Origin of the sequence: Roseomonas chloroacetimidivorans, assembly GCF_049629625.1 — a bacterium.
Taxonomy (GTDB): domain Bacteria; phylum Pseudomonadota; class Alphaproteobacteria; order Acetobacterales; family Acetobacteraceae; genus Roseomonas; species Roseomonas chloroacetimidivorans.
In genome coordinates, this window is record NZ_JBNBZS010000092.1 from 1 (window position 1) to 18,550 (window position 18,550).

The window sequence follows — 18,550 nt, forward strand, 5'->3', positions numbered from 1 at the left end:
AGAATGGTGGTGGGCGCATTCGCCTCGAGCGCCGGGCGGAGTGGCTGGTTCTGGCGAGCCAGCTCCTGCTGCTCAAGACGCAGCTTCTGGCCCCTGCCAGCCCGGAGGAGGCGGAAGAGGCCGGGGCGGAGGCGCGCAGGAGGCTGGCTCAGCTCGACGAGCTCGCGCGCATGCGGGCCGGGGCCGACTGGCTGGCCTCACGCCCGCAGCTTGGGAGGGCGGTGTTCGGTCGGGGAGGAAGCACGCCACCCCAAGCCCGGCCGCAGACAGAGCTGTACCTGGCCTTCCTGGAGGCGACGCTGGCCATGCTGGAGGGGAGGGAGGGGCAGATCACCGAGCCCGCCCCCACCTATCAGCCGAAGCCGTCCGATCTCTGGCGCATCCCGGATGCCATCCGCCGCATCACCGAGATCCTCCCGCAGCACCCGGACGGCCTGCCCCTCGAGCGCTGCCTGCCGCCGGTTCCACCGCACGCACCGGATCGCCCCATTCGGCTCCGGGCCGCCCTCGCCAGCACCCTTGTCGCGGGGCTCGAGTTGGCGCGGAACGGGGCTGTCGCACTCGACCAGGCAGAACCCTTCGGGACCGTCACGCTAGGTTCGGCACCATTACTCGCGGAGCGAGCGGCTTCGCCTCGATAACTCGGGCTTAAGCCTCTGAATCTCTTTGCCTGCGGCATAGGAACTGGGCGCAAACATTCTCTGGAGCAGGAGGGCCGGCCGCATGTGGGCCCTATCCATACGGCCAAGCCGATCAGGGCGCCTCCGGATGGCAATAATCCCACAGGACGTCGAGTAGCACCTGGACCCGCTCCGGTCCGAGACTTTCGTCCATCTCTTCCTTGGCGGTCAAAAGGGCGAGGCGGAACTGGTCTAGGAAGTGCAGGCCACTGGCCGTGAAGCGGATGATCTTGGCGCGCCCATCGGCTGGGTCGGGTTCCCGCCGTACAAGGCCAAGGCCGACGCATTGCTCGATGAGTTCGCCCATCGCCTGCTTTGTCATGCTTGCCCGGCTGGCGAGCTCGGTTGCTCTCGTCCCCTCCACATCTAAGTTGCGCGTCACGTTGATATGGGCGAGGCGCACCCCGGTGAAGCCCTGCTCCTCAAGCAGCACCAAGATCCGGCTCTCGAAGCGATGGACAGCCTGGTTCAGGAGGCGCCCTATATTGTACTGACGCCAGTTCGTGAGGTCACCTCGCACCGGCGCTACCACGGGGCCGGTGCGTGGCGGCGGGAGCGGTGTACCTCGGCCAGATGAGGCGGATTTGATGGCCTTCCGAGTGCGGGGACGATGCATTCCCTCCCGCGTGCTCATGTCACCGGCCTCCCCCTGGGCGGCGCGGCCGGCCAGGGAAGCAGGCGTGGTTCCACTCGGAGGCTGATACCCGGCTGACCGGCCGCCTGCTGCGTCACGCTTGGCCATCCGCTCCGGACCTAGCCCGCCGATATGCCACTTCGGCGGATGACATCGGCCCAACGGGCGAGGTCGCGCTGCGCCAACTCGCCTAAGGCCTCCGGTGTGCCGCCTGCCGGCTTCATGCCCTGTGCGCGCAAGGCGTCCCGCGTCTTCGGATCCCCTAGCCAGGTGTTGAGGCCGGCATTCACGCTCCGCACGAAATCGGCGGGCAACTCCGCCGGGCCGAACAGGCCAAACCAGAGATCCGCCTGGGATCCAGGAAAGCCCGCTTCGGCTAAGGTCGGTACATCGGGTGCGACATCGGTGCGACGGTCGCCGCATATGGCCAGCATGCGGAGCTGGTCGGCCTGGGCCAAGGGAAGAGCAGTGTGCACCGGCAGTACCATCGCCGCGATGCGTCTGCCGATCAAATCCTGGATTGATGGTGCTGCCCCACGATAGGGAACATGATTCATCCTGACATCGGCTGTCAGCCCGAACAGGGCCATGGCCAGGTGCTGCGGTGTGCCGGTACCCGGTGAGCCGTAATCCAGGCTTCCGGGCTTGGCTCGGGCCAGTTCCGCCAGTTCGCGGGCATCGCTGGCTGGCACGTCGGGGTTCACCACCATGACCAGATCGCCCCTGCTGAGCAGGATAATCGGCGTGAAGCTCTTGATCGGGTCGTAGGGCACCTGCTGGAACAGGCTGGGATTCATGACGAAGGTATTGGGCTGGAGCATGAGTGTCCGCCCGTCCGGCGCCGCGCGCGCGACGAACTGCGTGCCAATATTTCCGCTCGCGCCGGGGCGGTTGTCCACAACGACGCTCTGGGCAAAACGCTGCTGCAGGCTGGGCGCCAGGAGACGGCTGAGAATATCGGGGCCAGTTCCAGGCGTATAAGGCACGACGATCGTAACCGGTCCGTCAGGAATCAGGCGCTGTGCCCTGGCTGATTTCCACGGCATGGCCAACAGCGGCAGGAGGGCGCCTGAAGCTCCGAGGTGCCTCCGGGTGATCATGGCTTGTCTCCTCCTGTGTTGCTTCATTGTGGCGCCCCGACCCGGCGACCGGCGGAACGATTGGTTCCGCCGGCTCTTGCATGGTCAACGGGGTGTCAGGCCAAACAGCTTCTCCGCGTTTCGGAAGCAGATCTTGTCGCGGTCCTCCGGCGAGAGTTCGAGAGATTCGAGAACGGCGATCGTTTCCCGGATGTAGCCCGGGCCTTTCTCTGGGTCGAAGGGGCAGTCGGAGGCGAACAGCACCTTATCGGCCCCATAAAACTCCAGCCCGCAAACCATCGCTGCGCGGGAGCCGAAGGTGGCGGAATCTGCATAGAAGTCGTGCTTAAAATACTCGAAGGGCCGCTTCCGCAGCTGCTGGAGCACAGGCTTGAGGTCCTCATCCGTCGTGCGCGTGCCGAGCAGGTCCCAGCCTGGGCCCACACGCCCTTCGAAATATGGGATCATCGCGCCGAGATGATGCGCCATGACCTTGAGCTCCGGTAGGCGATCCATCAGCCCGGAGAAGACCAAGCGGGCCATTGCGGCGCTCGTCTCATAGGGCCAGCCGAAGGTCCACCAGATCTCGTATTTCGAGCGATCCTCGCTGCGGTAGTCCGGCATCTCGTTGCCGCGCGTCGGATGAAGCAGCACTGGCTTGCCGCTGCGCGCCGCGACTTCGAAGATCGGAAAGAAGCGTTCGTCATCGAGCGGCAGGCCGTCCACATGACTGTGGATCTGCAAGCCATTTGCGCCGTTCCGCAGGGCGCGCTCCGCTTCCTGCGTGGCGGCCTCGGGCGCGTTCATAGGAAGGGAGGCGACATAGCCAGCAAAACGGTCGGGATGCTGCTGCACCAGCTCTGCCATGCCGTCATTGCCCAGCCGCGCCAGTTCTGGCGTGACATCCGGCCCGCCCAGCTGATCCAGCGGTGGCATGCCGAGGGAGATCACCTGCGTGTAATCGTGGTGGCTGAACCGATCCATCACCTTGAAGCGGACATCCAGGTCGTAGATTGCCGGGATGTTGCGCATGCGCGTGCCGATATTCCGGGCCTGACCCTCGGAGGCGAGCATCCGGTCCCAAAGTCTTTTAGGAAAGAAATGGTTGAAGGCGTCAATGTAGCGCATGTGTTTCCTCTCTGCCTCTAGCGGGCTTCACTGATGGGAAAGGGACCTTCCGCGGCATGCGTGCAAACGATGCCTCGAAGGGAATGGGAGCGGATGCAGCGTCATCGTCGATGTCCGGTCGCCCTGGCCAATACCGCTTCAGCCGCCGCCGCGTCATTGCCGCGCCAGGCCACCATGTGGTCCGGGCGGATCAAGACGAGGTCACGCTCGTAGAGATCTCGCAACTCTTGCCCGGGAAGCGAAACCACACGGAGCCGCAGCCCCGCCGTCGCTGCCGCCCTCGAGAACGGTTCTACTTCGGCGGGCCCTGGGCCGAGCCGCAGCAGCGTCCAGTCGAAGCCGAAGCTGTCATAGAGGGAGCGGCCATCTGGCAGCCAGGCATGCGGCGGCCGGCCGCCGGGGCAGGCGGTCGGCTCGTAGTGATTCAGCGCGTCGGCCGGGGGCGTAGTGCCGTCCGGCACGATAATGGGCGAACTATCGTAGCGCCCGCCGAACGTGATGCCTGGGATGTTGAATTCCCGGCGTGCATGCGCGTTCAGATGCTCGCCAGCTTGGCGGCGAGCCGCTTCGCCGGCTGGCGAATCTTCCTCTAATTCCAGCGGTGCCGGACGGTAGCTGAGGGAGTCCGCGAGTTGCCGCGCATAAGTCGTATTCCGCCGCGCGAGCGCCTGCCGCTCCACCTCGTAGCTTTCCAACAGGGTGGGCGGTGCGAGCCCCTGCAGGACATGGGCAAGCTTCCAGCCGAGATTTACTGCATCCTCGACGGCGGTGTTGTAGCCAAGGCCTCCGGCCGGCGTGAACAAATGCGCGGCATCGCCGGCGATGAAAACGCGGCCACGGCCAAAAGATTCGGCCACAAGTGCATGGCCGGCGGTCCAGGCGCAGCGTGACAGGATCTCCGCTTCGATCGGCTTGCCGGCGGCGCGCTCGAAAAGATGCCGCGCATCTGCATCGGAGATGGCGCCCTCGTCTTCCCCGTCCCGAAGCTGCGTGTGGAAGGCGAACTCCTCCTTCCCGTCCACCGCGGCCATGAAGGCCCGGCGGTCCCGATTGTAAGTCACGTTCATCCAGGCTTTCGCGTGCGTCACTACGCTGTAGAAACTGGGGCTACGTAGGTAGAGGGCGTACATGCGGCCGCCCATGAAGTCGCGCGCAATGCCAGACGAGCCGGCGTAGCGGATGCCGAGCTGACTGCGCACGTAGCTCCGTGGTCCGTCCGCGCCGACAAGATAATCCGCGCGTATGCTGCGGCCCGCCGTGCCGTGAGCATCCTCGATCCGTGCCTCCACATGATCCTTGTGGTCTTCGAAGCGTGTTAGACGCCAGCCGTAGCGTACAGTGGCGCCTGCCTCTTCTGCTTGGCGACGGAGGACGCGTTCCACATACTTCTGCGATACGCGATGCGGCAGCTCCGCCGCGCTCCAGGCTCCGGAGAGCCCCGTGACGCGCTGCTGCGCTTCCTGCGCCGATGGCAAGCGGAAGCGGGCGAGCTCGTGGCCGGTGAAGCGCGTGAAGTAGGCGATGTCCGTGGGATAGTCGGGCGGAAGGCCGAGAGCGCGGATCTCCTCCGCAAAGCCGAGGCGGCGGTAATGCTCCATCGTCCGCGCCTGGGTGGCGTTGGCCTGCGGGTTGAACGCTGTCCCCGGCTTGTCGTCCACCAGCAAGACGCGGACGCCGCGGCGTGCCAGCTCTATCGCCAGCATAAGTCCGCACGGCCCGCCGCCTGCGATCAGCACAGAACAACGTTCCGGCGCGTCCATTCCGACCGTCCTCCCTCAGGTCCGTCGCAGATTTTGGGGAAACGGTAAGGCTTCCTGACTGCCGGGGTCAACATCAGCGTGGCAGGTGATTCAGGCGGAAGAAATATCCAGGCCCCAATTTTCCATATATAGAGAAAACTATCTCATAGATGAGGAAAGATTGACTCCGGTAAGGCTCGGCCGATTAGTCTAGGCGGCCAAGTGGCGCCTGTGAGCGTCCCAGAAAGGAGGAAGCCGTATGGAGGTCACTGCGCCGACCGAGGCCCCAACGCCGAAGGCCTGCATGGTCACGGCTGGCGCTGCGGGGCTGATGCGGTCTGGTCAACAACAAACCCCTCCGATCGAGGTTCACAGCCGGTTTATTCAGGTTGACGGAATCCGGACGCACTATCTTGAGGCAGGCAAAGGGTTGCCGCTCATTCTGCTTCACAGCGGTGAGTTCGGCGCATCGGCCGAGTTGAGTTGGGAACACAATATCGCGGTCCTCGCCGAACGTTTCCATGTCTATGCACCGGATTGGCTCGGCTATGGCGAGACGCAAAAACTCTTCTGCTTCGAGGATATGCGAGGCCTGCGGACGCGGCACATCGCCAGCTTTCTGCGCACGCTCTGCATCGACCGTGCGGCGTTCATGGGCAACTCGATGGGGGGCACCATGTTGCTCGCAGCCGCCGCCATGGCGGAGCCGCCCTGGCCGATCGATCGCATGGTCGTCGTCTGCGGCGGCGGCGATATCCCGGAGAACGACGCTCGCGAGACCCTCAATAGTTACGACGGCAGCCGGGACCATATGCGCCGTATCGTCAGGACGATGTTCGTAAACTCGGATGTGAGGGAGGACGAAGCCTATGTCGATCGCCGTCACCGCAGCTCGCTGGCGCGTGGCGCCTGGGAATGCGCCGCTGCAGTCCGCTTTAAGGCACCTGGCCGGCGGAGCGGTGGGATGCCAAAGCCTCCGGACTATTCGGGAATCTCACGCCCGCTCCTGCTCGTAACAGGTGCTAAGGACGTGCTGAGGAAGGAAAATTTCGGTCCCGATCTTCAGGCACAGATCCCGGGTGCTGAGCTCCATGTTGTGCAAGAAGCTGGCCACTGCCCGCAGATCGACGCGCCAGAGGAATTCAACCGCGTCGTCCTAAATTTCCTTTGCGGAAGCTGAACCCGGCGGGTGTTGCCGTCCAGATCCATTCTTGCTGCCGGCTGCCTCGCAAGGCTTATGTCACAATTTGGGTTGAGCAGTTCTCCAGTCCTGAGCGGTTAGAGGTCATTCAGTGTCGATGCGGAGCTTTCTGAGGACGGCATAATGACGCCCTCCAAAACGAGCATCTCGCGCCGCATCTCCTGAACGATGTGGTCCATATTTTCTCTCAGGCGCGTTGCAGGTCCGCCTACACCGATCGCCAGTGGCCGCTGGCCGGGAGCCGTTGGTGCTGTCGTCGCGATAATGGCGCCGCCGGGCTGGGCGGGAGTACGCACATAGTCTGTGGGCATAGGAAAGATATGCCCGGCTTGGCGGCACGCCTCCAGCCGAGTGAACAAGGCATGGAGGGGGAGCTCAGCTTCGGATATTTTGCCCAGCGCGACGGTGCGGCGAAAGATGCGCTCTACTACCCTCGAGGGAAGTTCCGAAAGCAGCATCCAGCCCAAAGCTGACTGTACTAGAAGGCGCTTGGTGCCCGGGGGGCTCCAGAGCTGGATGTCTTGGGTTGAGCGAAGAGCCTCGACGTACTCCACATGGATGTCGTTGACCGTGCCGAGGACGATCAGCTCTCCTGTGCTCTGCTGCAAGTTTCGCATGGCGTCGAGCACAGGCCCGCTCTCATAGGCGGCCGATGAAATGCAGCCGACCAAGCGCAGTAGCTTCAAGGTCGGCAGATAGGTCCGCGCAACACGGTCGAAGGTGAGATAACCCTGGGCGGTCATGGTCTTGAGTAGCGCGGCAGTTGATGAGACCGGGTAGCCAGAGTGGTCCACAAAGTCCTTCAGTCGGAGGGGGCGGCGTACCTCACTGAAATATTCCAGGATTTCAAACACACGCGTGGCGGATTTGACGCTGGGGTCAGCTGGCATGTGAAGCGTGGATCCTTCGAGCTGGGAAGATCGCCTAAATTACATACATATGGAAATTCATTGCGGATATATAGAATTTGTTGCTGACGCTGGTTCGGGATGCGAGGCTTCCTCCATGCCGCGAGGCACGGTGAACCCTGCGCGTGAGCCGGGTGAGCAGGTCCCGTGGGCGCCGAACGAGTAAGCAGGGAGGACCGCAATGAGGCAGTTTGACGGCGGGCCGGCGACGCTAAAGGTCGGGGGGGCAACTCTAGAACTCTCGGTCCGAGGAACTGGCCAGCCCCTAGTCTTCCTTCACCCTGGAAACGGCCTCCTGGGAGCGGATGCCTTGCTGGATCGTTTGAGTACCAGGCATATGGTCGTCGCGCCCCTACTCCCGGGCTTCGGGACGAGTGAGCTGCCGAAGCACATTACGAACGTCGATGACCTCGCTTATGTCACGCTCGATCTACTCGACGCACTGGATCTAACTAACGTCGTCGTCGTTGGCTCGGATTTTGGAGGTTGGATCGCGGCCGAAGTGGCTGTTCGCTCCACCGCCCGGATTGCAAGACTCGTGCTGATGGGGGCGGTCGGCATCAAAAATGGAGGCCGAGAGGATCGCGACATCGCGGATGTCTTCGGGCTCAGCACCGCAGAGCTAGACCGCAGAACCTATTACGATGCTGATCGTTTTGGCCCCAAGCCGGCAGAACTGCGGGAGGACGATCTTCGCAGCTTCGCGCGTAATCGCGAAGCCTTGGCCTTCTTTGGATGGCGCCCGTACATGTACAATCCGAAGCTGCGCAACTGGCTGCACCGCATCAACGTACCCACACTTTGCCTCTGGGGCGCGGCGGACCGCATCACGGCGCCCGAATACGGGCAGAGCTATGCGGCCCGGATTCCCAATTCAACCTTCGAAGTGATCGACGCTGCCGGCCATTTTCCTCATGTCGAGCAGCCCGACGCAACGGCGGGCCGGATTCTCGCTTTTGCGTCGGATGCGTCGCGGCAAATGGACCCAGGCAATCTGAAGGCGGAGGCCGCGTAATGCGCATCTTCCATTTCACCGAACAGCCCTATCCGGAAGCCTGGAATCCAGAATTCGAATCGCTGCGGATTAGCTTGCCCAATCGACATTGCGATCCGGTTAAGGCTGCAGACTTGCTGCATCGCTACCAGGACGAATGGGTACTCGCGGACGAGCTCGGCCTCGATATTATGGTCAACGAGCATCACTCGACGGCGACCTGTCTATCGGCTTCGGCCAGTATTACCCTGGCGATCCTCGCACGGATCACGAAGCGAGCGCGGCTTCTCGCCCTCGGCGTTCCACTAGCCAATCGACCGGATCCGCTGCGCGTGGCGGAGGAACTCGCGATGATCGATGTGATCTCCCGTGGAAGGCTCGAAATGGGCTTCGTGAAGGGCGTTCCTTACGAAGTTGCGGCTGCCAACTCCAACCCGGTCCGGATGATGGATCGGCTATGGGAGGCTCATGATCTTATCATCAAAGCTATGACCACGCATGATGGCCCGTTTAACTTTGAGGGGGAGTACTTCCACCATCGGCAGGTGAACATCTGGCCGCGTCCCTGGCAGCAGCCGCATCCGCCAGTCTGGATCACAGCGTCCAGCCCGCAGAGCGTCCGCGCTGTGGCTGAAAGAGGCTATGTCGTCGGCACCTTCCTCGGCGGATATGCCGCGACGGCAGGGCTCTACCAGGAGTACCGCGACTCCTGGAGGCAGGCTGGCCATCCAGGGGAGGCGCCCGCGGACCGTTTCGGTTATCTCGCCATGGTCGGGATCGCGTCCAGTCGGGCCGAGGCGATGCGGCGTGCCGAGAGGGTCATCAGCTACGTGCGGACTACGGGTCAGGTCGCGGAGCCCTTCCGCAATCCCCCCGGGTACATGCCGGTTGAAGCGAATATGCAGATGATGCGCGCGGGACCCAACGCGCCGCGGACGATGAAGACCCGCTCCGGGAAGCGCATCTCCCTCTATAACGCCACCATTGAGGAACTCATGGAGGCCGGTGTCCTATTTGCAGGCACACCTGACGATGTTTTCGCGCAGGCCGCTGACTTTGTGGATGCCGTCGGTGGTCTGGGGAACCTGCTATTGATGTCGCAGGCCGGCGATATGGGCCATTTGGATACGGTCGATAGTTTGAACCTCATCGCGCGAGAAGTGCTTCCACGGCTCCGGGAGCATTGTGCCAAACCGAGGCAGGGCAGCATTGCGGCTTAGCCGGGTTCGGAAGACCTGAAAAAGGAAGCCAAAACAGCAATACGGAGCCTGTGAGCCAAACACTGGGCCCGCAATGAAGTTGAAAAGGTGGGGGACGCCATGATGGATGAAGAGACGGACCGTGCTGAGACGCGGGCTAGCCGCCGCGGTATTCTTGCCGCTGGCTTGGCTACGGCCGGTCTCCCAACACGAGGATGGGCCCAGGAGCGTTATCCTTCCCGCCCTGTCCGCATCATCATCCCATTCGCGCCGGGAGGAATTACGGATACCGTCGCGCGGCTTCTGGCAGAGCAGTTGTCCGTTCAACTCGGCGGCGTGACGGTGGTGGCCGAAAACAAGCCGGGTGCAACAGGCTTCATTGGAATGCGGGAGGTCATCAACGCTCCCCCTGACGGCCATACGCTTCTTGTCACCGGCCTGTCGAGCATGGCACTGGCGCCGGCTGTCAACCCGAACGCCCGGCTGGATCCATTGAAGGACTTCACGCCGCTCTCGCTTTCCGCCGATTATCCGATCGTGATGGTGGTCAATTCCAAGCTTGGAGTGAACTCGCTGGAGGAGTTCATCTCTTATGCCAAGGGACGACCACAGGGAGTGGCCTATGGTTCTGTGGGTGTCGGCTCGATCCATCAGCTCGTGGCGGAGTTGTTCGCGCAGCAGACCGGGCTGCGGATGATCCATGTGCCGTCGCGAGGGGGACCAACCTCGTTGCTCTCCCTGATTTCCGGCGATCTGGACGTGATGTTCGAGGTGCTTCCCGTCACCATGCCCTTTATCGCGGACGGGCAGCTTCGGGCTCTTGCAGTGCTAAGCAAGGAGCGGATCACGAAACTTCCCGAACTGCCGACTATGATTGAGCGGGGTCTGAGCGACGTTGTCCTGACGAGCTGGATCGGCGTCTACGGACCTGCGCGGATGCCAACTCCGCTGCGTGACCGGCTCAGCAACCTATTCATCACAATCGTCAAAGATCCTGCGACCCAGGCGCGTCTTCGCCAGATCGGCTTCGACCCGATCGGCGAAGGCGGAGATGCTTTCGCGCAGTTTCATGCGGAGCAGGTTCAGCGCTGGACCGCCTTCGTCAGGGAGCGGGGCATCGGGGTGGAATAACGGTGTCTGAGGTGCAGACGGTGTTGAAGGACCTTGGAGGATAACCGTCGCGTTCGATCTCTGCCCCTCTGGTGACGGGAATCGGCATTGTCACGTTGCTTGATGACCAGGCGAGTTTGACCGCTCGACGGGACTTGCGTGATCTCACGCCCTCGTCTTGGCGTACGTCTCTTGCCGCCAGATCCGGAAGGCCTTGTCGCGCGAATGGCGGTACTGATCGGCGGTCATCAGGTGCCGCCGTGGACGGAAGTGGCCATAGATCATCGCGTGCGCCGAGAGGAACCGCTGTGCCTGCTCCGATAACTTGATGATGTTGACGGCGCCTGCCCCCATCGTGACCATGAGATAATAGGATCCCGTAGGTCCAAGTCAAAGGCGCTGTGCCACGCATCGGGAGATTACCACCATCGGTCTCGACCTCGCCAAGAACGTGTTCCAGGTCCAAGCGGTCAGCGCTGACGGGCGCGTTGTTGTCCGCCGCCCACTCCGCCGTGCCGAGGTCTTCAGGTTCTTTTCGGCCCTGCCCCCGTGTCTCGTCGGCATGGAGGCGTGCGCATCAGCGCACCATTGGGTGCGCGAGCTGATCGCGATTGGGCATGAGGTGAAGCTGATGCCGCCAGCCTACGTGAAAGCATATGTAAAGCGCGGCAAGATAGATTCTGCCGACGCCGAGGCGATTACAGATGCCGTGACACGGCCGACCATGCGTTTTGTCGCGGTAAAGGGCGATGAGACCTAGGCCGTGCTCATGCTCCACAAGGCGCGCGACCTGCTCGTCCGGCAGCGCACGATGCTCATCAACGCTATCCGGGCCAACTTGGCCGAGCACGGCTTCGTCGCGAGCGTCGGACGGGCGGGTGCCGCGGCCGTCAATGCAGCGCTGCACGAGCAGCAGGACGACCTTCCGGCGCTCGCGCGTTCGGCGCTGCATGGTTTGGCAGCGCAGTATCGCGCGGTGTCGGGTGAGATCGAACGCTTAGAGAGACAGATCCTGTCCTGGCACCGGGCCAGCGACGCGAGCCGACGTCTGGCAACTATTCCCGGCGTAGGACCCATCACCGCCTCGGCAATCGCCGCGACCGTGCCGGACGCCTCTCTCTTCCGTTCATCCCGGCAGTTCGCGGCCTGGCTCAGCCTCACGCCCGAAGCCCACAGTTCGGGTGGCAAGGAGCGGCTTGGGGGCATTAGCAAGCAGGGAGATGGTCACATCCGCCGCCTGCGGTTGTGTTGCGAACTTTGCGGCGGGCCGCAGGTGGCGTGGACAGCAGGCGGATCAGGCAGCAATCTGGAACAGCTCGGTGACGAAGGTGACTTGGGCGCGCATGTCGCACCCGTTGATGTTTGGAAGCTGCCCCTTCCTCACCATCGTCATCACCTCGTAGCCCGCCAGTGATCGTCGTGCCGTATGAAAACTACCAAAGCCGAGCCCCGGTCTGATGAGGCGTTTCACGCGCCGCTGGTGTTGTTCCACTATGTTATTGAGAAACTTGCATTGCCGGAGGCGGGGGAAGCGCCACAGCTCGCCGTCCTCCTTCAGCTGCTCGACGGCACACGGGTAGGCCGGGTTCTTGTCCACGGCGATGGTGCATGGGCTTACCGTATGCGGTTGGGCCAGCGCCTTACGGAAGAAGCGCTTGGCGGCCTCGGCGTCCCGCTTGGCCAAGAGCAGGAAGTCGATCGTCCGCCCGCGGCTGCCGACGGCACGGTACAGGTACATCCAGCGCCCCTTCACCCGCACGTAGGTTTCGTCGACCCGGCCAAGAGCCGTTGCTCAGCCGCAGGTGTGGTCGGATCCGCTTCTCGATCTCGGGCGCGTAGGCCTGGATCCAGCGGAAGAGGGGGTGTACGCGACATCCACACCACGGTCGGCGAGCATTAGAGCGGTTTCCGGCCTGACTGAATCGCTTGTGATCCGCGAGGTTCTAGGAGGGTGATTCAGTGTCTCTGGCGAGGGAGGCCGGGGCATGTCGAAGCCGCTGTCGGTGGATTTGCGGGAGCGGGTAGTGGCGGCGATATCTGCCGGTGCGTCCCGCCGGGCGGCGGCGGCCCGCTTCGGGGTGAGCGCATCAAGTGCGATCCGCTGGGCCACGCTGGCGCGGGAGGCGGGCTCGGTCGCACCGGGGCCGCTGGGCGGGGACCGCCGAACGGCCCGGATTGAGGCGCATGCGCCGCTGATCCTGGGCCTGGTCGAGCGAACCTCCGACATCACGCTGAAGGAGATCCGGGCTGAACTGGCCAAGGCGGGCGTGTCAGCTGGCGTCGGCACGCTGTGGCGCTTCTTCGACCGGCGCCGGATGACATGGAAAAAAAGACCGCCCACGCTGCGGAGCAGGACCGGCCGGACATCCTGAGGCTGCGCTTGGCGTGGTTCGAAGGCCAGCTCGACCTCGACCCGGCGAAGCTGGTCTTCATCGATGAGACCTGGGCGTCGACGAACATGGCCCGCACCCGCGGCCGGGCACCCCGGGGCGAGCGTCTGCGGGCCAGCATCCCGCGCGGACACTGGAAGACCACCACCTTTGTCGCCGGCCTGCGCCAGACGGGAATGGTCGCACCCATGGTCCTCGACGGCCCGATCAACGGCCGTGCCTTCCAGGCCTATCTCGACCAGGCCCTCGTACCCGAGCTGCGGCCCGGCGACGTCGTCATCATGGACAATCTCGGCAGCCATAAGGGCGCGGGCGTCAGAGCTTCTATCGAGGCCGCAGGCGCGAGTCTGCTCCACCTCCCGCCCTACAGTCCCGACCTTCGAGGCAGTGCCTCGAAGCCCGTCGAGAACGCCTTCTCAAAGCTCAAGGCGCTCCTCCGCAAAGCCGCCGAGCGCACTGTCTACGGTCTCTGGAACGCTATCGGCCGGCTCATCCCAACCTTCACCCCAGCCGAGTGCGCCAACTACTTCGCCGCAGCCGGCTATGACCCAGACTGATGGGAAACCTCTTGTCTGATGATGTCCCCGCCCTTTCCGGCAAAGATGGGGTGCTGCCGACGAGGTGCGAACTCGCCGGCAGCGGGAGGGGGCGGACTGGCTCGCGGCGCGGCCGCAGCTCGGGCAAGCGGTCTTTCCGCGGGGGCTGGGGACGCCCACTCCGCCGCGGCCGTGAGCTGAGTTCTATGTTGGCTTCCTCGAAGCGACCCTCGCGATGTTGGAGGGCAGGGAAGGGCAGGGGGTTGAACCGCCTCCCACCTACAGCCCAAGACCGCCCGATCTCTGGCGCATTCCGGACGCGCTCAAGCGCATCGCCGAACTGCTCCAGCAACACCCGACCGGACTGCCGATCGAGCGATGCCTGCCCCCAATCCCGCCGCATGCACACGAACGACCACTCAAGCTCCGGGCGGCACTGGCCAGCACCCTCATTGCTGGCCTTGAACTCGCGCGAGATGGCACCCTTGATCTGGATCAACGTGAACCCTTCGCCGCAATCACATTTCGGGCGGTTCACGCGTGACGGGCGGTGGACGTGTGGCGACGACCGCTACTTCTGCCCCAGAATAGCAGATGCGAAACACGACGCTGGACAAGCGCGTCCGGGTTCCTGCTCCCCCAATTCTACCTTTCGAGTTCAAAAGATGTCCGACAAACATGATTGGCGGCGCGACCGTAAGTCCCGCAAACGCGGGTCCGACGACGACATGCCGCAGGACAGCGGCTGGTCGGCGCCTGCGTATTCGCCATCCGGAACTCCGGCGTTCTCACGACAGCTCCCCGTTACATCGGATCCGGCGGCGGGCGCTGTGGTCAAGAGGTTCGATGTGGAGAGGGGCTTCGGCTTCGTCGCGCTTGATGGTGGCTCGGGTGATGCTTTCTTGCACATCAGCGCCCTCCAGCAGGCAGGGGTGGATGCGGTCGCTCCAGGCACCCGACTGAGGGTGCGAGTGGGCCAGGGTCAGAGAGGACCGCAGGTGACGGAGGTGCTCGAGGTCGGAGACAGCGGGGAGGCCTCGCCGCCACCGCGAGTGCCCCGGGCGGCTGCCCCAGTCTTCGGGTCGACGCAAACCCGCAAGGGCGAGGAAGTCCGCGGGACGGTGAAATGGTACAGCGCCGAAAAGGGCTTCGGCTTCGTCGCGCCGCACGAAGGCGGCAAGGACGTGTTCGTGCACGCCACGGCCTTGGAGCAAAGCGGCACGGCGCCGCTCTCAGAAGGTCAGGCCGTGACCATGCAGGTGGTCCAGGGGAAGAAAGGACTGGAAGCAAGCGCCATCAGGCTCGAATAGCGGCTCCGTTGCAAAGTTTTCGGAGCAGGCTGGTGTCGGTAGGTTGGACCTGAGGCGGAGCAACGGGTGGGGTAGCATTGGGCCAGAACGGGCGGTTCAAAGGACGGCAGTTCACGGCCGAGATCATCCTTTGAGTGGTCCGCTGGTACCTGATGTTCCCGGTCAGCTACCGCGACCTCGCCCTCATGCTTCGAGACCGCGGCGTCGAGGTGGAGCACTCGACCCTATTCCGCTGGATCCAGGCCTATGCCCCGGAGCTCGAGAGGCGGATCCGGCCGCATCTACGCCGGGGCAACGGCTCTTGGAGGGTCGACGGAACCTACATTCGGGTGAAAGGGTGCTGGACCTATCTATATCGGGCAGTGGACAGCCGCGGGCACACCATCGATTTTCTTCTCGCGGCGAAGCGGGATACAGCGGCCGCGAAGCGCTTCCTTTGCAAGGCGCTTGGCCAGCCGCACACGGCCAAGCCGCGCACCACCACGGTGGACAAGAAGCCCGCCTACCCGAAAGCGACCAGGGAGATGAAAAGGGAAGGCGAGTTGTGGCGTCGCTCGCGGCTACGGCATTGTAAGTTTCTGAACAACATCGTGGAGCAGGACCACAGGCGCATTCGACGCCTGGTTCGACCAGGGATGGGCTTCGGAAGCGTCCACACAGCGCGACGACCCCTGGCGGGCTTCGAGGTTGTGGCGATGTTCAGAAAGGGGGCAGGTTCGGCGAGTGGGTGAAGGCGACATGCATGCCCAGGCCCGCTTCATCACCCGGCTGTTCCAGATGGCTGCCTGATCCACCTCCTACTGCGGCGGTCCATGACCCTCGCGGAACTTTGCAACGGAGTCAGCGCTACCAGATCCAGGAACTACAAACCCAAAAGTTTTGTATGCGTATGGGGATCATTTCGTTAGTCTCGGATTCGGGCAGGTCGGGCCGTTTCATTCGGCTGCGTCGCTTCCACCGCAGAAAAGCAACAGAGGAGACGCAATAAAATGACCATCGACCGCCGTGCCCTTCTCGGGGGCGCCGCCGCCCTTCCGGCCCTCGGCGGGCTCCCCTGGAGCAGCGCCCGAGCACAGGCGAACAACACGCTGAAGATTGGCGTGCTGACCGACCTATCCGGCACTTATCGCGAGATCGCTGGCCCCGGTTCAGTTGCAGCTGTTCGCCAAGCGGTGCAGGACAGCGGCATCACGGCCCGTGGCGTTAATGTCGAGGTCCTGCAGGCAGACCACCAGAACAAGCCGGATGTTGGATCAACGGTGACGCGCCAGTGGATCGACCGCGACGCCGTGGACGTGATCGTGGATGTTCCGACCTCCTCCGTCGCACTCGCCGTGAACGGCATCACGCGCGAGAAGAACAAGATCATGCTGAACTCGGGAGCCGCGACCGCGGACCTGACGGGGACAGCCTGCAGCCCGAACACCATCCATTGGACCTATGACACCTGGATGCTGGCCCGTTCTACCGGCGGAGCTATGGTGAAGGCAGGCGGAGATACTTGGTTCTTCATCACCGCCGACTATGCATTCGGTCACGCGCTGGAGAAGGATACGGGTGATTTTGTGAAGGCTGCTGGCGGCCGCGTTCTCGGCTCGGTACGGCATCCCTTTCCGGGAACAACAGACTTCTCATCCTTCCTTCTGCAGGCGCAGCAGAGCAGGGCCAAGGTGGTGGGATTTGCGAATGCAGGAACTGACACGGTCAACTGCGTAAAGCAGGCGGCCGAGTTCGGACTGACGCGCCGGCAAAAGGTTGCGGTGCTGCTCCTGCCGATTAACGACGTGCACAGTCTTGGTCTCCAAACGGCGCAGGGACTGGTGCTAACCGAAAGTTTCTATTGGGACTTAAACGACCGCACGCGCGCCTTTACTAACCGGGTCAAGGGAAGCATGGGTGGTAGTATGCCGGGCATGATCCATGCCGGTTGTTATTCCTCCGTACTGCACTACCTCAAGACAGCGGGCGAGATGGGCATCACCGAAGCAAGGGCGAGCGGCGCGGCAACGGTGGCACGCATGAAGGCGCAGCCCACGGATGACGACGCCTTTGGAGGCGGTTCTATCCGCGCAGATGGCCGCAAGATCCAGGCGTCTTATCTCTTCGAGGTGAAGGCGCCGGGCGAGAGCAGAACCCCCTGGGACTACTACAAGCTGGTCGAAACGACCCCGGTCGATGAGGCATATCGCCCGGTTGCCCAAGGTAACTGCTCCCTCGTCCGCACTTGATCCGAGCAGCGGAGGACACCCCCGCCCATCGCGCGATCCATTGCGCGACGGGGATGGCTCCGCTGGCATTGGCAAGTTGTTTGACGAGAAGGCGAGTTCGGCCGCGTAATCGAGGGTGCGGCAGGATCAGGGGGCGGCTTGGGCGCATGTTTCCAGTCGCCGGATCCGAAAGGCCTTGATCCGGGCGGGTTGGTACTCGCCAGTCGTCATCAGGTGGCGGCGCGGACGGAAATGACCGTCGATCAAGCTGTGTGCAGAGAGGAAACGCTGGGCCTGCCCGGCCGACTTGCACCGCTGCATTTGCCGCTCTCGTCGCCGGGTAGGCCGATGCGAGTTCTCCGCCCGGTTGTTCAGGTACCGGCTGTTCCGATGCCGCACCTCGGGCAGGAGTTCGCGCCTCGCCACGCCGTAGCTCCTCGGCCCTTCCGTGACCAGCCGACGCGGCCTTTACTTGAGCCCAGCAAGCAGGCGCTTGAGGAACCGCTTGGCTGCACTTCCGTTCCGCCTATCCTGAACCAGGACATCCAGCACCACGCTGTGCTGGTCCACCGCGCGCCAAAGGTAATGCAGCGCGCCGTTGATGCGCAGGAACACCTCATCGAGGTGCCAGCTGTCGCCCGGCTTGGGCCGGCGCTGCCGCAGCCGGGTCGCGAACACCGACCCGAATTCGCGGCACCAGTTCCGGATGCCCTCGCGCGTGACGGTGATGCCCCGCTCCGCCAGGATCAGCTCTACGTCTCTCAAGCTCAGGCTGAAGACATGATACAGCCAGACGGCCTGGCGGATGATCTCGGCCGGAAAGCGATACCCAGGATAGGTGGCGGGTTCGCAGGGTAGGATGGGAAGGGGGCGAGGCCCTACCACCGGACGGGGATGCCCTGCTTGCCTTTCAAAGCTCATCGGGACCGCCGACATCACATTCCGAAGCAGCGGCACCGGGTCACGAATTGGCCGGCCTACGAGGCTGGCCTGCGTGCCCGCGGCAGCCTGGTCGTGTGGTTCTCCGAAGCGGCGATTGAGGCCTGGAGGGCGGCGCCGTGCACCACCCGCGGCGGTCAATGCCGCTACTCCGCCCTGGCGATCGAGACGGCACTGACCTTACGGGCGGTGTTCCATCGGGCACTGCGCCAGACGGAGGGCTTGATCGGCTCGCTCCTCCGGCTGCTCGGCCTGGATCTGGCAGTTCCAGACCATACCACCCTTATGTGGACGGCCCAGGCCTGGCAACGAGCATCTGCTCTCTGCGGCATTATGATCCGGGATGTTGCAGGGCAAGGTGCTGTCGCGGTCCTGGTCACACGCCGACCGGCGCGCGAACATGTTTCGCCATACAAGACCTGTTCCTCGCAAGTGCTGCCGAAAGGCTCGTGTTGGTGAAAGATCCGGTCAGGTGCGCCCTTATGTCCGGCCTGTC

At 63.5% G+C, this 18,550-nt stretch carries 14 protein-coding genes and 5 pseudogenes; 11 read left to right on the forward strand and 8 right to left on the reverse strand.

The window, feature by feature from the left end; translation table 11 throughout:
• The coding region (locus ACO1BU_RS31175; RefSeq protein WP_424139848.1) for a segregation/condensation protein A at positions 1-641 on the forward strand (641 nt) is incomplete at its 5' end.
• 112 nt (positions 642-753) lie between these two features.
• Here ACO1BU_RS31175 and ACO1BU_RS31180 read toward each other — a convergent pair.
• From ACO1BU_RS31180 to ACO1BU_RS31195, 4 genes are all read right to left on the reverse strand, one after another.
• A complete protein-coding gene (locus tag ACO1BU_RS31180) occupies positions 754-1,200 on the reverse strand; it encodes a MarR family winged helix-turn-helix transcriptional regulator (RefSeq protein ID WP_424139849.1) in 447 nt (148 codons plus the stop codon).
• 233 nt (positions 1,201-1,433) lie between these two features.
• Positions 1,434-2,414, reverse strand: coding sequence for a tripartite tricarboxylate transporter substrate binding protein (locus tag ACO1BU_RS31185; protein ID WP_424139850.1), 981 nt, complete (start codon positions 2,412-2,414; stop codon positions 1,434-1,436).
• Between the two features lie 84 nt (positions 2,415-2,498).
• Positions 2,499-3,521, reverse strand: a complete 1,023-nt coding sequence (locus tag ACO1BU_RS31190) for an amidohydrolase family protein (RefSeq protein WP_424139851.1) — start codon at positions 3,519-3,521, stop codon at positions 2,499-2,501.
• A gap of 101 nt (positions 3,522-3,622) precedes the next feature.
• Complete coding sequence (locus ACO1BU_RS31195; protein ID WP_424139852.1) at positions 3,623-5,281, reverse strand: FAD-dependent oxidoreductase; 1,659 nt, start codon at positions 5,279-5,281, stop codon at positions 3,623-3,625.
• 238 nt (positions 5,282-5,519) lie between these two features.
• Between ACO1BU_RS31195 and ACO1BU_RS31200 the strand changes: the two genes are divergently transcribed.
• Positions 5,520-6,440, forward strand: a complete 921-nt coding sequence (locus ACO1BU_RS31200; RefSeq protein WP_424139853.1) for an alpha/beta fold hydrolase — start codon at positions 5,520-5,522, stop codon at positions 6,438-6,440.
• Between the two features lie 98 nt (positions 6,441-6,538).
• On the opposite strand, the gene ACO1BU_RS31205 is transcribed toward ACO1BU_RS31200, so the two are convergent.
• Positions 6,539-7,351: an IclR family transcriptional regulator gene (locus ACO1BU_RS31205; protein WP_424139854.1), complete on the reverse strand. Its 813-nt coding sequence runs from the start codon at positions 7,349-7,351 to the stop codon at positions 6,539-6,541.
• Between the two features lie 199 nt (positions 7,352-7,550).
• Here ACO1BU_RS31205 and ACO1BU_RS31210 point away from each other — a divergent pair, with 199 nt between their 5' ends.
• From ACO1BU_RS31210 to ACO1BU_RS31220, 3 genes are all read left to right on the forward strand, one after another.
• On the forward strand, positions 7,551-8,384 hold the full coding sequence (locus ACO1BU_RS31210) for an alpha/beta fold hydrolase (protein WP_424139855.1): 834 nt from the start codon (positions 7,551-7,553) through the stop codon (positions 8,382-8,384).
• Positions 8,384-9,583 carry an LLM class flavin-dependent oxidoreductase gene (locus ACO1BU_RS31215; RefSeq protein WP_424139856.1) on the forward strand — a complete coding sequence of 400 codons (1,200 nt, stop codon included), beginning with the start codon at positions 8,384-8,386 and terminating at the stop codon, positions 9,581-9,583. Before ACO1BU_RS31210 ends, ACO1BU_RS31215 begins: the two co-directional genes overlap by 1 nt.
• 99 nt (positions 9,584-9,682) lie before the next feature.
• Positions 9,683-10,693, forward strand: coding sequence for a Bug family tripartite tricarboxylate transporter substrate binding protein (locus ACO1BU_RS31220; protein ID WP_424139857.1), 1,011 nt, complete (start codon positions 9,683-9,685; stop codon positions 10,691-10,693).
• 144 nt (positions 10,694-10,837) lie between these two features.
• Here ACO1BU_RS31220 and ACO1BU_RS31225 read toward each other — a convergent pair whose 3' ends face one another.
• Positions 10,838-11,035: a hypothetical protein gene (locus ACO1BU_RS31225; protein ID WP_424139858.1), complete on the reverse strand. Its 198-nt coding sequence runs from the start codon at positions 11,033-11,035 to the stop codon at positions 10,838-10,840.
• 55 nt (positions 11,036-11,090) lie between these two features.
• Here ACO1BU_RS31225 and ACO1BU_RS31230 point away from each other — a divergent pair.
• Positions 11,091-11,912, forward strand: a pseudogene (locus ACO1BU_RS31230) (IS110 family RNA-guided transposase); the annotation flags it as partial.
• Positions 11,913-11,966: 54 nt separating this feature from the next.
• On the opposite strand, the pseudogene ACO1BU_RS31235 reads toward ACO1BU_RS31230, so the two are convergent.
• A pseudogene (locus ACO1BU_RS31235) lies at positions 11,967-12,437 on the reverse strand (IS6 family transposase); the annotation flags it as partial.
• Between the two features lie 220 nt (positions 12,438-12,657).
• On the opposite strand from ACO1BU_RS31235, the gene ACO1BU_RS31240 reads away from it, so the two are divergent.
• The 4 genes and pseudogenes from ACO1BU_RS31240 to ACO1BU_RS31255 all read left to right on the forward strand — a co-directional run bounded on the left by ACO1BU_RS31240 (position 12,658) and on the right by ACO1BU_RS31255 (position 17,136).
• A protein-coding gene (locus ACO1BU_RS31240) for an IS630 family transposase (RefSeq protein WP_424139859.1) occupies positions 12,658-13,619 on the forward strand; the annotation gives its coding sequence in 2 pieces (ribosomal slippage) (positions 12,658-12,997 and positions 12,997-13,619; 963 coding nt in all).
• A gap of 707 nt (positions 13,620-14,326) precedes the next feature.
• Complete coding sequence (locus tag ACO1BU_RS31245) at positions 14,327-14,908, forward strand: cold-shock protein (RefSeq protein ID WP_424139860.1); 582 nt, start codon at positions 14,327-14,329, stop codon at positions 14,906-14,908.
• 134 nt (positions 14,909-15,042) lie between these two features.
• Positions 15,043-15,697: pseudogene (locus ACO1BU_RS31250) on the forward strand (IS6 family transposase).
• Positions 15,698-15,897: 200 nt separating this feature from the next.
• On the forward strand, positions 15,898-17,136 hold the full coding sequence (locus tag ACO1BU_RS31255) for an ABC transporter substrate-binding protein (protein WP_424139861.1): 1,239 nt from the start codon (positions 15,898-15,900) through the stop codon (positions 17,134-17,136).
• Between the two features lie 126 nt (positions 17,137-17,262).
• On the opposite strand, the pseudogene ACO1BU_RS31260 reads toward ACO1BU_RS31255, so the two are convergent.
• Positions 17,263-17,976, reverse strand: a pseudogene (locus tag ACO1BU_RS31260) (IS6 family transposase).
• Positions 17,977-18,018: 42 nt separating this feature from the next.
• Here ACO1BU_RS31260 and ACO1BU_RS31265 point away from each other — a divergent pair.
• A pseudogene (locus ACO1BU_RS31265) lies at positions 18,019-18,336 on the forward strand (transposase); the annotation flags it as partial.
• Between the last annotated feature and the right edge of the window lie 214 nt (positions 18,337-18,550).

What these genes read in the sequence shown, in the direction of transcription:
- ACO1BU_RS31245 (WP_424139860.1), top strand. Translation starts at nt 14,327, where the DNA reads ATGCCGCAGGACAGCGGCTGGTCGGCGCCTGCGTATTCGCCATCCGGA.
- ACO1BU_RS31185 (WP_424139850.1), bottom strand. Translation starts at nt 2,414, where the DNA reads ATGATCACCCGGAGGCACCTCGGAGCTTCAGGCGCCCTCCTGCCGCTG.
- ACO1BU_RS31220 (WP_424139857.1), top strand. Translation starts at nt 9,683, where the DNA reads ATGATGGATGAAGAGACGGACCGTGCTGAGACGCGGGCTAGCCGCCGC.
- ACO1BU_RS31255 (WP_424139861.1), top strand. Translation starts at nt 15,898, where the DNA reads ATGACCATCGACCGCCGTGCCCTTCTCGGGGGCGCCGCCGCCCTTCCG.
- ACO1BU_RS31215 (WP_424139856.1), top strand. Translation starts at nt 8,384, where the DNA reads ATGCGCATCTTCCATTTCACCGAACAGCCCTATCCGGAAGCCTGGAAT.
- ACO1BU_RS31195 (WP_424139852.1), bottom strand. Translation starts at nt 5,281, where the DNA reads ATGGACGCGCCGGAACGTTGTTCTGTGCTGATCGCAGGCGGCGGGCCG.
- ACO1BU_RS31190 (WP_424139851.1), bottom strand. Translation starts at nt 3,521, where the DNA reads ATGCGCTACATTGACGCCTTCAACCATTTCTTTCCTAAAAGACTTTGG.
- ACO1BU_RS31200 (WP_424139853.1), top strand. Translation starts at nt 5,520, where the DNA reads ATGGAGGTCACTGCGCCGACCGAGGCCCCAACGCCGAAGGCCTGCATG.
- ACO1BU_RS31205 (WP_424139854.1), bottom strand. Translation starts at nt 7,351, where the DNA reads ATGCCAGCTGACCCCAGCGTCAAATCCGCCACGCGTGTGTTTGAAATC.
- ACO1BU_RS31210 (WP_424139855.1), top strand. Translation starts at nt 7,551, where the DNA reads ATGAGGCAGTTTGACGGCGGGCCGGCGACGCTAAAGGTCGGGGGGGCA.
- ACO1BU_RS31225 (WP_424139858.1), bottom strand. Translation starts at nt 11,035, where the DNA reads ATGGTCACGATGGGGGCAGGCGCCGTCAACATCATCAAGTTATCGGAG.